Here is a 16,330-nt window from a genome sequence, read left to right as displayed (position 1 = left end):
AAAAAGCGCGTGGCGCTGGCCCAGGCGCTGGTCGCCAAGCCTGACGTGCTGCTGCTCGACGAACCCACCAACCACCTGGACCTCGACTCCATCGCCTGGCTGGAGGAACTGCTGGTCAATTTCAACGGCAGCATCATCACCATTACCCATGACCGGGCTTTTCTGGACCAGGTGGCGAACGTCATCGTCGAGCTGGATCGCGGCAAGCTGCGCAGCTACCCGGGTAATTTTGCCCAGTACCTGATCCAGAAGGAGGATCAGATGGCGCAGGAAGCCGTCATCTTCGCCAAGGCGGACAAGCTGCTGGCACAGGAAGAGGTCTGGATCCGCAAGGGTGTGGAGGCGCGCCGCACGCGCAGCACGGCCCGCATTGGCCGGCTTGAGGCATTGCGGGACAACCGCGCAGCACGCCGCGACGCGGTCGGCCGGGTCAACCTGGACGTTTCCAGCGGCGACAAAAGCGGCAAGATCGTGGCTGAACTCACCGACGTGTCCAAGAGTTTTGGCCATCCGGGGGCAGAAAAGATCATCGTCAGCCATTTCAGTGCCACCTTGCTGCGCGGCGACAAAGTAGGCCTGCTCGGCCCCAACGGCGCCGGCAAAAGCACGCTGCTCAAGCTCATCCTGGGCGAGTTGCAGCCCGACGCGACCACGCCGCCGGGCAAGATTCGCCAGGGCGCCAACCTGCAGGTGGCCTACTTCGACCAGATGCGCGACGCGCTGGACCTGGACGCGACGCTGGAAGACTTCATCAGCCCCGGCAGCGAATGGGTCGAGATCAACGGCCAGAAGAAGCATGTCAAGAGCTACCTGACCGACTTTTTGTTCTCGCCCTCGCGCGCCAACTCGCCGGTGCGCACGCTGTCGGGCGGCGAGCGCAACCGTCTGCTGCTGGCGCGCCTGTTTGCACGCCCCGCGAATGTGCTGGTACTCGACGAGCCGACCAACGACCTGGACATCGACACGCTGGAGCTGCTGGAAGACCTGCTGCAAAACTACGAAGGCACGGTGTTCTTGGTCAGCCATGACCGGCGCTTCCTGGACAACGTGGTGACCAGCACCATCGCCTACGAAGGCACGCCCGAAAATCCGGGCTTCTGGCGCGAATACGAAGGCGGCGTGACGGACTGGCTCACGCAGTCGAAACGCGCGGCGCAAATTACCGGCAGCAACAAGACCCCGACCGCTTCCAGCGCGAAAAATGCAGGCAAAAGTGCTGCCGTACCCGATAAGGACGAGCGCGAGCAGCTATCAAAAAAGAAGCTTAGCTACAAGGAACAGCGTGAACTCGATGGCTTGCCCGCGCTGATTCAGCAGCTCGAATCGCAGCAAAAGGCGATTGGGCAGGAACTCTACGACGGCACGCTGTACACCAGCAATGCCAAACGGGCGGCAGAACTGACCGCGCGCAACGCCAAGCTGGAGGAAGAACTCATGGAAGCCCTGCAGCGCTGGGAAACGCTCTCCGCCTGAGCCTTTGTGACCGCCCGCGCCTGTCCGTGAAAGGTTCAGCGGGCGGCAACACCCCTTGCGCTGGCACGCCGTCACGCGCGCCGCCTACACAAAGAAGAGACAGAACCGCCCGCCCGGCAGAGTCAGGCACCCAAAGCTTGCGCTAGAGTAGCCAGCATCATGCAAACCCCTGCCGCGCTGCGCCCCTGCCCTGTCCCGACCGCACCAGCATCTTGTCTTCACCGTGCCCGGCAGTGGCTGTGCCTGGTTTTTTTGAGCTTCTGGGTGACCGGATGCGCCTCCTTGCCAAGCACCGTGGATCGCCCGGTTTCAACGGCGCTGGCCAACCCGATGGAAACCCGGCTGGGGCGGTTGGTGCAGGCCCGCGCGGACAAGGCCGGAACCCACAACGACTCTGGCTTTGCCCTGGTGGGCAATGCCGAACTGGCTTTCACCAGCCGCATGACGCTGATCAAGACCGCGCAGAAAACGCTGGACATCCAGTATTACGCGATTTTTGCCGACGACACCACCGAACGCATGTTCGACGCGCTGCGTGAAGCGGCCGGACGCGGCGTGCGCATCCGCATCCTGCTGGACGACTTCAACACCTCGGGCAAGAACGCCCAGGTCTTGAAGCTGGCCTTTGAAAAGAATTTTGAGCTGCGCCTGTTCAACCCTTTGCCGGGCGGCCGTGGCTCCATGATGCTGCGAATCCTGAGCAACCTCAAGGACGTGGCGCGCATGCAGCGGCGCATGCACAACAAGATTTTCGTCGCCGACAACGCAGTCGCCATCACCGGCGGGCGCAATCTGGGCGAAACCTATTTCGGCCAGAGCGAAGGCACGAACTTCGTGGACATCGACGTGCTGGCGGCCGGCCGCATCGCACGCGACCTGTCGCGCAGCTTTGACCAGTACTGGAACAATCCGCTGGCTTATCCGGTGCAGTCGCTGATGACCACCAAGGAGATTGAACTGCTCAAACCAAAACCGACAGCCGCCAGTCCCGAAGCGCCTTCAGGCACCCCGCAACCCATGGCAGTAGCAGCACCGGCAAAAACCCTCACGGCGGCGTCCAATGACACCACGGCCCTACCCGACTCAACCGACCTTAGCCTGTTGACCTGGACCTGGGCACCGTCTGTGTTGCTGGTGGACCAGCCCTCCAAGATTGCCGCTGACGCCGACGACGTGGCCGAAGCGCAGGAAACGGCCGTCGATGGCCTGCTGCAACTCATGTCGCAGGCAAAAACCGATCTACTGATCGTCTCGCCCTATTTTGTTCCGGGCGAAGTCATGATGGGCCAGTTTGCCGAATTGCGGCGGCGCGGCGTCCGGGTGCGGGTGCTGACCAACTCGCTGGCCTCCAACGATGCTCCCGCCGCGCACGTCGGCTACGCCCGCTACCGTGAAGCGCTGCTGGCGATGGGGATTGAGCTTTATGAAATGCGCGCCGAGCAGGAAGGCACGCTCAGGAGTTTTGGCTCGGGCGTGGGTGCGACGGGAGGCTCCAAAAACGGCTCACGCGCCAGCCTGCATGCCAAGGTGGTGGTGATGGACAGCCGCCTGCTGGTCGTCGGTTCGATGAACCTGGACCTGCGCTCGAAACTGCAAAACAGCGAGGTCGCAGTCATCATCCGCAACCGCACGCTGTCGCAAGAGGCCACGCGCATGATCGAGCCGGCGCTGACGAGCGGGGCCTACCGGGTGGAACGGGTCAACGGGCAACTGGTCTGGCGCGCGCCGCAAGGCTCGGGACTCAAGGATTCGACAAGCGAGCCCGATGCCAGCCTGACCTTGAGGCTGTTGCTCAAGCTGATCGGGCCTTTCGCGCCTGACGAGATGCTTTGAGGGCTTGGTATTCTTGCGTATTAAATCAAGCTTTCGCAGGCCGCTGAAATACCTCAAATCGAAGTCTCCCGGTTTTCAGCCTCAATCGATAATCTGAGGTAGCCCTTTTTCTGACCCGATACAAACCCAGTCAACCCATGCGAGGAGCCGACACCTTCGCCGAAAGCCCGTTCACGCTGCATCGCCTGGATGACTTTGTCCCAGGCAACCATTCGCTGCGCCCGATACGCCAGATGGTCAACGAGGCGCGGGTGTTGATGGATGCGCTGTTTGCCGGGATGTACGAGGCGGACATCAAAGGCGGGCGGCCCAGCATAGCGCCCGAGAAACTGTTGCGCGCCCTACTGCTACAGGTGTTCTACAGCAACCCCGTCGAGCATGTCTGGGATGAGTTGCGCAAGAAGTTTTTTCATGACCGGCGCCTTTCACAGCCTGTATGCCTTGGAGGACCAACTGGCGCTGGCGCTCAACACACTGGAGCTTGACCCCGGCAGGGTCAACTCCATCGTCTCGTAGCCGTGGATTACTGCCGCGCTTATTACTTCATTTATGAAATAGAAATATTGGGCACATGAAGTCTGATAGCCGGCCAACCAGAAATTTCTTCACGAGCATCAAAGATGACGCGATGAATGCGCTGCTGGTTAGAGCAGAATTACCCTGACTGGCAATAGCCGCAATGGCGAATGTAGCGCTCGCACTCATCGGGGGCAAACCGATCAAGCAGTGAGCCGATGGCACTCCAGAGCGTTTCGAGCGTGCGGGCCTGGGTGGTGCGCAGCAAGGTTTTGAGCTTGGCAAACACCTGCTCAATTGGGTTGAAGTCCGGGCTGTACGGCGGCAAGTACCGCAGCGTCGCACCTGCCCCCTCAATGGCAGGCTTGACACCGGCGACCTTGCTTGTGAGAGCTGAGGCAAGTCCATCACCACGATGTCGCCGGCCCGCAACTCAGGCACGAGGAACTGCTCCACCCAGGCCACAAATGCATGGCCGTTGATCGGCCCGTCCAGCACCAGCGGCGCCAACAGCCCGTCCTTGCTCAGCGCGCAGACAAACGTCGTGGTGTGCCAGTGGCCACAAGGCGCATATCCCAGGCAACGCTCGCCCTTGGGCGAGCGGCCCCAGGTCGGCGCCATATTGGTCGTAGCCCAGGTTTCATCCAGAAAGATCAGCCGCTCGCTGGCCGGCCAAGCTTGTTCCTGCGGCCCAGTCCGCGCGCGCCTGCGCGACGTCGCTTCGCTTTTGCTCGGCAGCATGCACCGTCTTTTTTTTCGCGTCAGCCCCAGCCGGGCCAGCGTCTTGCCCATGGTTGTCGGCCCGACTTCGATGCCGTGCTCTGCCTTGACCCACTGGCACAGCTGAGCGAGTGTCTGCTCGGGCGCCAAGGCAACCTGGGCCAGCAGCGGCTCCTTCAGCCCGGCCAGGCGCAGCGGCACATGGTTGTGCTGCGCCCCTGCGCTGGTTTGGCCGAGTCGTCCATGGCGCGAACGCACCCGTGACACATAGGCCGCAGAGACACCAAAACGCTCGGCCACTTCCCGAAGCCGTCCCGGGGCCGCCAACACCCGATCGCGCAGATCCTGCGCATAAGCCCTGCCGCGTCGCCAAGACATAACCCTTGCCTCCAAATCAGCTTTCGATCACACCTTCATCGTCCAAGTTCCTTTGCCTTTTTTGCTAGTCAGCACGGAGCCGCTCTAGGCGAGCCACAACATACACAAGATTCAGGTCAATCTACCTTCACCTGGAACAGCACCTCACCGGTGCCACTGGGGCTCAGCGATCCCGTGAACTTCCAGCTCACGCTACCCGTACTGCCCGCCGTCTGGGGCATAGCACAACTTACCGCAGGTTGAGGAAGTGGGTTGAACGGCGTGTTTTTGGTGCAGGTCGTCAGTGTGGCCGGCGTCGTGCCCGTGCTGCTTGCAACAAAGCTTGTATAGACCGGCGTTGTGTCGTTCACCACCAGGTTGCTGATCGGCGTCGCTGCGTTGTTGGTGTAGCTGATACGGTATTCCAGGGTCTCGCCCGACTTGGCTAGATTGTTGATGCCAAAGGTCAACACCCCTTGCGTCACGTTGCGCACTTCCTTTTTCAACTCCAGCGTACCGTTGCCCACGTTGGTGATGTCGTGCAGCGTGTAGCTGGCTGTGGCCAGCGCTGGGCTGGCGTTGCTGTAGCTGAAGTTGGCCTGCACCGTGGCATCGTTGCTGTAGCTCAGCTGCGCCGTGCCGGGGATGAATTCCTGCATGATCACGCACACCTTCTGGCCGAAGACGACGGTCGTTGCCGTCGCAACGGGCGGGTAAAGTTGGACCGCGCCAGCCTGCAGCGTACCGGTGCACCCAGGGTCGGCAAAAATCTTTTCACTCCAGCCCGTCAGAGTGGGCGCCGGGGTGGCGGCTGAAATTGCAAAACTCACGCTGCCGCCCGTGCCTGCGGTGAAGGTGTGCGGATAACTGACCGTAGTGTCGGGCAGTCCAGATTTGGAACCGTTGGCGGCGAAAGTGCCTGTATCCACATCGCCGAAATTCAGGCCGCTATGCCCGGTTCCGTTCCAGGTAAAGGCGATACGGTCTGGCGTGCTGGTGCGGGTATAGGTGTAAGTGGTAGAGGAGACAGGCGTTCCGGTTCCGGTAGGCAGCGCAGTACTGCCTACCGATGCGCCAGTCGATATGCGCGTGCCTTGGTTAGTCTGCTCCACACACAGTGCGGTGCCCGTGGCGGTCCCGGTGAGCACGGAGAGGTTGTAGGCGCCGGTGCCGTCCGTCACGCCGCTGGCATGCACCGTGGCTGCGCAATTGGTCAGGCGCACTGGGATGCCGGCCAGCCCCGCTTCACCGCCATTGATCAGGCCGTCATTGGCCGTGCCGCTGGACACCCCGTTGTCCAGAAAGACCCGGCCGGTGATGGAAGCGCCCGCTGGCGTGTTGGTGACCGTGCAAAGCACGTTGTCTCCACTGAGCGGACTGAAGGTGAGTGGCAAGCTGCTGAAGCTGCTCACGTTGGTGGTGCCCCCCACGTTGGTGCAACTCAGGGAGCGGGTGTAACCCGTCAATATTGACGCACTTCCCGATGCCATCGCCTCATTTAGCGTGTACGCAGTGCCTGCGGTGCTTGAATACACGCCCGTGTTGCCGCTGCCTGCCGTAACGGTTGCGCCGCTGCCCAGCGTCGTCGAGTTAGTGGTGCTGTTGACAACCGTGCCCGAAACGCCACCTGTGCGGATGTCAACCGTGAACTGGTCCGCCGCAGCCAATCGGCCAAGGCCGCCAAGGGCTTTCTGCAGACTCACCTTGCTCTGGCAAACGGCCGATATGGCATTTTTGGCCATGAAGCCGATCGCATTCGGACCACTGCTGACCCTCACCAGAATCGTGTTGGTTCCCGCCTGCCAGTTGGTGGTCAGGTTGGCCGAAAGCGCATTGCCCAGGTTGTAATGCAGCGCGAAATAGGGGTTGCCGTCTGGCACGCCGGCAACGCTCTGCGGCACACCGTTGACATAGATGGCCTGGACGCTGTTGTCCGCATAAAAATCCATCGCGAGACGAAAACTGGACAAAACCACACTTGAATCCATGGTGAAGACGTAGCGATACCACAAGTCAACATTGCCAAGGGGGGTATGGTCCGTGTTTGCCTGATGCGTAATAAAGCGTGAAGCAGGGAAAGCAGAATAGGCGCTCCACCCAGGGTTGGTGGTCGCCACGTTGGCCAAGGTCCAGCTTGTTGGCTCTAAGGCGCCGAATGTCGCGCCGCGCTCCCATACATTGTCCAGCCCCGAGGTTTTTGCCGGCCCTGCAGGGTTGCCGTTATAGGCGGTGTTAAAGATATTGCCATCGCTTGAGCAACTGATGACCGGCGCCGTTGTCGGATGGACCCATATAGGCGTGTTCGTGATGGTGCAACTGAGCGCGGCTCCTGCCACCGGTGTGATCGCGTAGCCCACGGCAGGGTTAAATGCCACCCCGGAAGGCAGCCCTGTCTGAACGCCCGCAGTGTCAACACAGCTGAGTGCGGCACTGTAATTGCTCAGGCTCGCACCGCTTGCGGCCGCCTCGGTGAGGGTGTAGGTTGTTCCAACCGCTGCACTGTAGCTCCCAGTGGTGCCGGTGCCCGCCGTGACGGTCGCCATGGTGCCGGTGGTGGTGGCGTTGGTGGTGCTGCTTACTACGGTGCCTGACACGCCGCCGGTGCGGATCGCAACACTGAACTGGTCGCTTACCGCCATGCGGTCGCCGGCCAGCGCTTTGTTCAGCGTGATGGTCGCCAGCGTGGAAGTGTTGGTGTAGGTGCACGTGATGGTTCGCGCCGCTGCCGAAGCGGTCAAGGCGGGGGTGGTGATGCTGCGGCTGGTGCCGCTGCCGGTGACTGTGACACTGGCGGCGCTGGCGTCAACACAGTTGAATGCGGTCGAGTAGTTGGCAAGCGAGGTACTGGTGCCGGCGGTTTCGGTCAGGGTAATGGCGGTCGAGGGGTTGACCTTGACGGCGCCGGTGCTGCCGCCATTGCCCTGATTGTTGGCCGGATTTGTCCCGCCGGTGGGACTGGGGCTACCCCCTGTGATCGAAAGATTGAACAAGCCGCTGTTGGACACGGGAACCAGCGCTTTATTGAGCGTGACCGACACATCGTCGTCCGTTATGGACAAGGTGGCGCTGCCAATGGCGGTGCCACCGCAGGTAACCGTTGAGCCCAGGCGATACGGGGCACTGCTGGTGGGAGGAGTGATCGTGACGATCACCGTTTCGGTCGCTTCGGGCAGAGAGTCATTGATGAGGGTCACCGGGACATTCACCAGGGAGCCAACGTCGTAATCACCTGCCGGTACGGTAAAGGTGCTGGCCAGGGTGTAGTCCACGCCGCCGCCCGTCGCGGTGCCGGTAATGGTGAAAGGAACCGCGATGCCGCCGGAGGGAACGATGCCGGCGATACGCAACTGGAAATTGACCGTGCCCGCGCTCTCAGCGCTTGTCAGCGTGGCGCTGGGGAATTCGATAACCGGATTGAGGGTGAACTGAACGTCGTCCAGGAAGTTTCCGAAGGATGTGCCAGTGGTCGCTTCAAACCCTATGTCCTGATTGCCGCCGCTCCCCTGCCAGGTGAATGTGCCTGTATAGCGCCCCCAACTCGACGACGTACTGCCGGAACAACTTTGGCTGGTGATTGACGAGCTGCTGCGGCAGTCGCCAGCAGTGGAAGAAACCACGCCATTTGTATCGGTGCGCGCGATATTCACTGTATTGGTGGGACTTCCAACTGAAAAACTAGCGACATCGATAACATTGCCAGGGTTAACTCGTGCGCGATGTGAATAGGCCCAACTTACCGTGTCCCCGGTTTGCATGCAAATTGTCTGGGACAGGCGGGCCGGATTGTGAGCGTTGAGTTCCACATGCTGGCTTCCTGAAAATGCCAATACGCCGTTAAAGTTACTTCGCCAGATTTCAATTGCATTTGCACCGGCGGTTTCCCCGGTGCAGGAACCAGATAAGTCAGCGGCGGTCGTTTCAGTACTGGTCCAGCCCGGCATTGAGGGCGACGAGGTAAACCCATAGCAAGCACTTCCGCCTAGTGCGGGTAATTCAAAAGAGGGGTTGACCATGCTGCGCTGCACCTGCGCCTGCGCAGGAGACAACACAAACCAGACTGCCAGGGCCAGCGCCGCAACGCCCCAACGGCGCAAGTGCATGAGCCCTTGCGCCAGCGCCTGGACCGAACCGGCGGTCAGGAGCAGCAGCAAACCTAAAAAACGAAAAAATTTTGCGATCTGCATTATTGGGTGACAGCGGGCAAGGCGGTTGAAAAAACATTTTCATCAAACTTGAAGCGCAGGCGGATATAGACGCCCTCGCTGGTGTACTCACCGGCTGTGAGATCGCGGTCTTTCAAGCCGACGACGTTATAGCCGGCCGACACCCACAGGTTCTTGGCGACCTGGTAGCCCAACTCAACGCCGGCGGTCTTTTGAAGCGCGCCACCCTTGCCGTACAGCAGGCCAGCCTGCAAGCCAACGTCCCAGTCCCTGGACAGATCGCGCGTGTAGCGGCCCTGGACCAGGTGCGCCCAGTAGCTGCTGCCCAAAAAGCCGTCGTCAGCGCTGGATACCTTGCCGGCGTAGCGGCCGGTCAGGTAGCTGCCGCGCTCGGGGTTGTAGTTGAAATGGCTCGACACGATGTCTGCGGTATAGGTGCCGGGCTGGTTGGCATTGCTGCCAAAAGCGTTGCCGCTGGCGGAGCCCAGCACGGAGCCGGCGCCGTTGACACGCTCGGTTTTATGTTCATACCGGGCCAGAACATTCCACTCGTCCTGATTTACCGGGCGATAGGCCACGCCGACTTGCTGGCGTGACAGCAAACGGTCGTTGCCGGCGTTAGTGCCTTGGCCCTTGCTCTCGCTGATGATGCTGCGTGCCAGCAAGGACCAGTCGGTGTCAATCTTGTAACCCACGCCCACGCTCGAAAGATAGCTGTTGCTGTCATCGCCCTGACGGGCTTCAAGAATGCCGCTGGCCTTGACACGGTCACTCAGGTACTCCGCGCCGGTGACGATAGCTGTCGAGTTGCCCCGGCCGACGATGCCGGAGGCGCTGCTGCCGATGGACTTGGTGCGCTCGATGCCGGCAGTCAGACGCCACTGCTCGCTCACCTTGAAGGTGTTGCGCACGCCCATGGCAGCCTGGCCGGTGCGGCCATCGAGCGAATCGGCTAGGCGGTATTCGTTGTAAACGCGGCCGCCTTCCATGTAGTTGCTCTCGATGCCCAGAATGCCGATGTTGCGGCTGGATGCGCTGTTCAGGCCGTAGGGGCCGTCCAGGCTGGAGATGAATTCATAGCGTCCATAGGCACGGGTTTTGTCGGTGATGGCGTAGTTGCCACCGGTAGCCAGAACATGGCGGTCGCCGTGATTGATGTCCTGCTCCGCTTCAACGAATACCTGGGCCTGAGGAAGATGGGGCACCACAGTGGTCAGGCGACCACGAACGGTCGTGATGTCCTGGTCGTTGGTGCCAGCAGCAGCGGCGGAAGCGCCAAGGCTGGTGACGGAATTGCCGAGCGAGCCAGCGCCCAGCGCGCTGCTGCTGGAGACCTGGTTGTAGTCAAACATCGATGCGGTGGGGCTGGAGTTTTCACCGTAACGTACACCAATTTCACCCAACAGGGTGTCGCTGAGCTTCTTCTGCACACCCACGGCAACGCCCTTGCGGTCACCGGTGGTCAGCGCGTCCTTGCTGTAGATGGCTTCGCCGCGTACCTGCGTGGTGTCGTCCAACTTGTATTGCGCACGGGCCACGGCCTCAGTGCGGCCAGCGCTGAAGGCCGAGCCGGGATTGTCAAAACTGGCGCTGGTTCTGGCGATTTGTGCCACGGCACCGAGTTTTTCGTCCTGGTGGCGAACTTCAATTCGGCCAGCGCTTCCAGTGCCCCTGAAGTCGGTCTCGGTGCGCACCAGTTCTGCGGCGACCGTGGTTGATTCACCCAGGCGGGCAATTGCGGTCAGGGCAGCCAGTCTGCGTTTATTTTCGGGGTTTTCGTCGGTGCTGGCGACCACGCCGACCTGCAGCTTGTCGCTGATCTTGACCTGCACGTCGGTGCCGGCCACGGTGAACTTCGGCCCACCATTGTCAACCTCGTACGTGACGCGAATGGACTGCGGGTTGAGGTTGCTATCGACCGAGGCGATGGGCCGAGTGAACAGAAGGCGGCTGGTCAGCGGCTCGATGGTGTAGTCAACAAAGCGCGAGACCGAAGTGGTCTGCAGCACGATGTTGGGCTGGTTGCGGTCGCGCACCAGAATTTCAACACGCTCACTGTTGGCGAGCAAATCACCATTGCTGGCGGCCAGGAAATAGGGTCCAAAAATACCGAGCGCAGGGAATTCCTCAATGCGCTGGGTTTGTGCTGTGCGCGAGGCATAACTGGCTGCACGCACGGTGTCGCTTTCGTACACATTTTTGATGCCGGTCAGCGTGCGGCTGGACTGGCTCATCTGGCGAACTTCAGAGCTGCTGGCCGTGGTGAAGTCGCCATACAAGAGGTATGAGCGATTTTTATCGATCCGCACATAGAATTTTTGCGTGCTTTGCGCGTCAAAGCCGCGCACCGAAGAGTCGCCGTAAACGGGATAGAACTCGTCCGGACGGATGTCGCGAAAGAGGCGGTCCTTGGTGGTCTTGTCGGAGTCGTAAGCGGCCGTCAGCAGGTAGTCGCCTTGGACCGCGCCTTTAAAGAAGAAAGCGCTGCGCGCGGCACCGCGTGAACGGGAGGTGCCGTCAGACGCGAAACCGGAAAGCTCGGTTTCAAAAGCAGCGCCGGCAGGCATCTGGCCCAACGTGAGCGCGCTGCGTTTGGTGAAGTCAAGCGTTCCTTCAATGATGCCGACGCCGATCATGGGGCGCAACTCAGGCAGCAAGGCCACGCGGGCTTCTTTAACGAAAGTGCCTGCCGACACGCGCACCCGCATATCACCGGGCTCGCCGGGCGGCAGCAGGCGGAACTCGGCAACGCCGCCTTCGATGAAGACTTGGGCGCCAGGCTCACTCGGGTTGAGGTCGTTCTCAAGCCAGCGACCGCGGTCGGCTTCCAGTGTGACCTGCATGCGGCCGGTGACGGGTATGCCGCTGGCATCGGTCAGCCGTACCTTGATCAGCACCGGGGTGTGTAAGTCGGCCTGGGCGGTCTCGGGCACATCGATCTGAATGAGGCTGAGTTTGTCGGGTGCTACCAGAGTGATCTGCTGGGTGCCGCGGGTCACGCCGTAGTCGTCCACCACATCCAGGCGCAGGGTATTGATGCCGGGCTTGAGCTGAACGCCAATGTATTCCCAGGCGCCCAGACTGGCAGAAGGGAGCACGACTTTTTTGCCGACGCGCCGGTCGTCAATAGGCTGGCCGTTGACGTAGAGGCGCAGTTGCGTGCCAGCCGCGCCCTTGACGCGCACGTTGAGGGTCTGGCTGGCGACAGTGTCTTGGTCTTTAAGGTCGATAAAGCCGGCGCTGTTGTCCAGGCTGTGCATGACTTTTTCAAGCTCGATGCTGCTGGGCACGGCTTGTTGCAGCAAAGGCTGGGCAGCGGGCAGCAGGAAGCCGCTGCGGCCATTGACCTCGTTATTGCCAGTCAGGGGGGTTAGCGGGGAAAAAGCGCCGGCTTGTTGCGCTTGGCCCAGCGTGCCATTGAGCGCGCCAGCACTGGCCACGCCACCGATGAAGGTATTGGTATTAGCGGTGCCAGTGGGTAACTGGATCAACGCCTGGCTTGCCGGCACGGTGATGCCAGCGGCGCCCGTAAGGCTGGACTGGCCGGTGGCGGGCAAGGAACGGGTGTCCCCCACGCTAATGGCTTTGGCTTCGGGATCAAGGCGCACGCGTACTGCGGCTTCGCCTTCTGCGTCAGGCCGGTCGGCCAAGTTCTTGCGGCGGGCGGCTACGTCCTGAAACACGCCCGGCGCATCGCAGTTGCCGACGATGAAGTTGGCCTTGTGAAACTCGCCTTTTTTCAGATCGACAAAACGACTGGCCGGGTTGTTGGCGTTGCGGTTGTCCAGCAGGTCAAGCTGGGCGCCGGGCGGCAACGTGGTTTCATCCACACGCAAGACGTGCGTGACCGGCTTGAGGCCGTACAGGCTCCACTTGCCTTCAATGTCGGTAACGACGCTGGTGCCGTCCTCCATGAAGAGGCGCACGCCGGGAATGCCTATTTCTTCGCCCCCGTTTTTCAGGCCATCAGCCTCCTTGCCATCGCGGCGGCACTCCATATGGACCGTGCCGAAGGCAAAGGCTTCGTCTGAGAAAACACCACCGGTGACGCGCACGCGCCATGACGCCTGGTTCGACTGCATCGGGCCCGAACTGGCGCGTGCGCGGTTAACCGCGTCGTCCGATATAGGTGCACCCACACCAATGCGCAGGCGATAGCGCACCGTGGTGGACTGATCCACGCCCAGCGACAAGGACGGAAAACTGAACACGAGTTGGGGACCTGCGCCACCTGCCGGGTTGGCGATGGCAGCGCCATTCAGGCGGGCGCTGTTAGGCACATAGGAAAACCCGGCTGGCAAGAAGTCGTTGAAATTAGCGCCGGTGACAGGAAAACCCGTCTTGTTGGTCAGCGTGAGGGCATAGTCGATGAAGTCGCCGAACTCTGCCGTTTTCTTGCTACCGTCTTTGCGCAGCACCAGCCCCATCAGATTTCCAGGGTCTAGCGGAATGTGGTTGTGGATGGCTTCGCAACTGGAGTTGTCGGGATTCACACCGGCGCGCAAGACAAAGTAGTGCGTTGTGGGCTCGCCATTTTGTGGGGGTGCTTCATTGGGAACAATGGCGCCGCAGCTGTCAAAGCTGCCCGGGGTGGCGGGAATCAGTTTAGAAGCCACATAGCCGCTGCCCACTGGTGGCGTCACCGTGATGCCGTAGGTGCATAGGTTGGTGACTGGCGGCGATTGCAGAAAGAACTGCCAGGCGCCGTCCGCGCCTGTGGTCATGGACACCGTCCCATTGGCATTGAATGTGTAAACCCCTGTTCCGCTGCCGTAAATTTCTGCCGCGGTAACAGGACCGCCTGCGCCACTGCTGCAGGACAGGCGGCTGTAGGTAACGAGTGCGCCGGCCACGGGCTGGCGTGTGATGGAGTTGTAAACCGTGCCTTCCGGGTCGAGCAGGAGGGACCGGACTGTATTCGACCCCGCCGCGACCAGCAGTGAGGGCGTGACATTGACTGTGTTTTGTCCAAACGCGGCCGCCCAGGCTTTATTGGTCAGCGTGAGGTGCGATCCAATGGAGGCCGGCTTTTCGGTGACGCGCAAGGTTAAGGTGACCTCTTCACTTTGGCCCGGGGCCAGCGGACGGCTGCCGTCCACCAGGGACAGCACCACTTCCGTGGGCAACAGGTAAGGGTCGGTGCTGTTCAACTGATTGCGGTTGCAAGTTGCCCGGCCGGTGAAGCTGGCTGAAGTCTTGAGGTTGCCGTTCTTGACGATGGGCCGGGTGACGAGTTCCCACGAGGCAATGGCGCCTTCGGCCTTGTCCATGTCAAAGGTGCAGTTCAGGTTATCGATGACCCGCACATGGGGTGCCTCTGCCTGGCCGGTGTTGGTGACCTTGAAGGTGTAGTCGAACTCATACACGCCCAGGCTAACGCGACGCGGCAGGGAAACAGTTTTAACGATCGACAGGGCCGGCAGCAGTGTGGACACCGGCGTGGGCGAACTGTCATCGTTGGGGTTGCCATTGCCGTTCACATCGGGGTTGGTGCCGTTGGACGAGTCGTCAAAAATACCGGGCGTGTCGCCAGGACTGACGGACGCCTGGCCGCGCACGGTGTTGTAGAGCGTGCCCGTTTGGCCGATGAAGTTGATACGCGCATCGAACTGCACCGTGATATCCGCGCCTGCCGGCAACAGCGCGCCAGCGGCGAGCAGGTTTTGCGCTGCTGCGGTGCCGTTAAATGCGGGGTTGATGGCTGCCACCGTGCCAGCCACGCTGCCGTTGGGTTTGGCGATGACCAGCGAACCGTGGACGATGGTGTATTGGTTGGCAGCAGGTACGACATTGCTGGTGTAGCTGCCAAACTGCGTGGCGCCAGCGCCTTCCAGCACATCAGGCGCCTGTACGGAATACAGCGCAGTGCTGCCGTAGTTGCGTATGAGCACGCTGAAGCGCACGGTGGCTGTACCGTCCAGCTCGCCATTGGCCGCCTGGTTCAACAAGGGCGCCGAAGCGGCCTTGGCCACGCCGATGCGGCCCTGGCTGGACGCAATAATGACTGTGTTGGAAGGTGACACTGCGGGGTTGGCGCCGTCGAGGTAATAGCTTTGTGCAATGTTGCGGATGTCGCCATTCAGGTCGGCCTTGGCGCGCACGGCAAACTGCAGGGCCACGGTGCTGTTTCGCACCACAGCGGCCGGAATACCGATGGCCACTTCCACCGCGGAAGCGTCGTCCTCGGTGCGGTAGCTGAAGGCAGTGTCACCTGCCAGGCGGAACAGGCGAATGGCGCCGGCAGCGGTGGTTTGCAACGTGCCCGGCATGTACTGCGTGCCGGCAGGAATCATGTCTCGAATCAGCACCAGGTTGATTGGCGCGCCATTGACCACGATGGCGGTGTTGGCGGGGGCAGCCGTCCCGACAGGCTGCGCGTCTTGCGCACCGATGTTGGTGCCGGTAAGGGTGAAGTCGATACGGGTCGTGCCGGGCACTACCACGCCGGGGTAGCTGGCAGTTTTGGTCAGCGACAGGACGGCTGCATTGCTGACGGTGATGATGTCGCGGTTGCTGGCGGTGATGGCCTGGGCCGTGGTGGTGGTGGTGGCAGTCAGCGCCACGCAGGCGCTTCCGGCAGAAGACGCCGGCAAGGTTCCCTGTACCAGCAGGCCGGCCGTTTCGCCGGGTTGCAGCGTGATGGAGCCGCTGGCGCCCAGCGTGACGACCGGGTCGCCAGCATCCGCCACCCCGTTATTGTTGAGATCGCGCAGCACGCGCAGGGCGCTGAGGTTCAGGATCTGGGTCGGACAGCCCGCGCCGTTGCCTACAAAACCTATCGTGTAGCCAGACCGGACATTGCCGGTGTTGGTAAGCAGATGATTGAGCGTGACCTGCACACTGGGAGGACGAACGACGTTTTGGTCTTGTGTCAGCGACAACGCTTCAACGGCCTGGACGGTCACCAAAACATGGTTGGAATCAGCAGTTTCTACTTGGGCAAAACCAGCCGGCACATAGGTAGCGGACGCCACATTGCGAATAACCGTGCCAGCCTGCGCGGGAATGGCCTGTGCCGGCACATGGGCCAGCAGCATAGCCACACTGATTGCCAGTGCAGCTATAAAGCGTTGAAGACAGGAAGGAAACAGCACATCGCTCACTTTTCGCGGACCTCGCCGTGCGAGTCCTACATTTGAATGAAGACAAGATTGACTTTTTTCTGTGCCACCTGATGGCGTCGCCGTTGCAGGTGGCACAGAAAAAAGTACGAAACAGACGCTCAAGAGCGCGCGTTTCGTACCAGGGCTCCGGCTTGCCCGAAGGCG

The 16,330-nt window shown here is 61.2% G+C and carries 5 protein-coding genes and 1 pseudogene (1 of these 6 cut by a window edge); 3 read left to right on the top strand and 3 right to left on the bottom strand.

The window, feature by feature from the left end; genetic code table 11:
* The 3 genes and pseudogenes from ABLV49_RS02060 to ABLV49_RS02050 form a co-directional block, all read left to right on the top strand.
* Window positions 1–1,473, top strand: partial view of an ATP-binding cassette domain-containing protein gene (locus tag ABLV49_RS02060; protein WP_349279987.1) — the 3' portion only. Its footprint begins 453 nt before the window's first position; 1,473 of the gene's 1,926 nt are visible here — the last part of the coding sequence; its start codon lies beyond the left edge, outside the window; its stop codon occupies window positions 1,471–1,473.
* A gap of 159 nt (window positions 1,474–1,632) precedes the next feature.
* Window positions 1,633–3,306, top strand: coding sequence for a phospholipase D family protein (locus tag ABLV49_RS02055; RefSeq protein WP_349279986.1), 1,674 nt, complete (start codon window positions 1,633–1,635; stop codon window positions 3,304–3,306).
* A gap of 137 nt (window positions 3,307–3,443) precedes the next feature.
* Window positions 3,444–3,671 (top strand): annotated as a pseudogene (locus ABLV49_RS02050) (IS5/IS1182 family transposase); the annotation flags it as partial.
* Between the two features lie 178 nt (window positions 3,672–3,849).
* Here the strand turns inward: ABLV49_RS02050 and ABLV49_RS02045 are convergent.
* The 3 genes from ABLV49_RS02045 to ABLV49_RS02035 all read right to left on the bottom strand — a co-directional run bounded on the left by ABLV49_RS02045 (window position 3,850) and on the right by ABLV49_RS02035 (window position 16,099).
* The gene (locus ABLV49_RS02045; protein ID WP_349279985.1) at window positions 3,850–4,842 is read right to left on the bottom strand and encodes a transposase; all 993 of its coding nucleotides are present in this window, start codon (window positions 4,840–4,842) and stop codon (window positions 3,850–3,852) included.
* A 194-nt stretch (window positions 4,843–5,036) separates the two neighbouring features.
* Window positions 5,037–9,083, bottom strand: a complete 4,047-nt coding sequence (locus ABLV49_RS02040) for a hypothetical protein (protein ID WP_349279984.1) — start codon at window positions 9,081–9,083, stop codon at window positions 5,037–5,039.
* On the bottom strand, window positions 9,083–16,099 hold the full coding sequence (locus ABLV49_RS02035) for a DUF11 domain-containing protein (protein WP_349281571.1): 7,017 nt from the start codon (window positions 16,097–16,099) through the stop codon (window positions 9,083–9,085). Before ABLV49_RS02035 ends, ABLV49_RS02040 begins: the two co-directional genes overlap by 1 nt.
* Window positions 16,100–16,330: the final 231 nt, after the last annotated feature.

Origin of the sequence: Polaromonas hydrogenivorans, assembly GCF_040105105.1 — a bacterium.
Lineage (GTDB): Bacteria > Pseudomonadota > Gammaproteobacteria > Burkholderiales > Burkholderiaceae_C > Polaromonas > Polaromonas hydrogenivorans.
The sequence above is the reverse complement of the archived record's forward strand: the minus strand, read 5'-3'. Positions and strand labels throughout refer to the sequence as shown.

Coding starts and splice junctions, on each gene's coding strand:
- ABLV49_RS02055 (WP_349279986.1), top strand. CDS start 1,633: ATGCAAACCCCTGCCGCGCTGCGCCCCTGCCCTGTCCCGACCGCACCA.
- ABLV49_RS02040 (WP_349279984.1), bottom strand. CDS start 9,083: ATGCAGATCGCAAAATTTTTTCGTTTTTTAGGTTTGCTGCTGCTCCTG.
- ABLV49_RS02035 (WP_349281571.1), bottom strand. CDS start 16,099: ATGCTGCTGGCCCATGTGCCGGCACAGGCCATTCCCGCGCAGGCTGGC.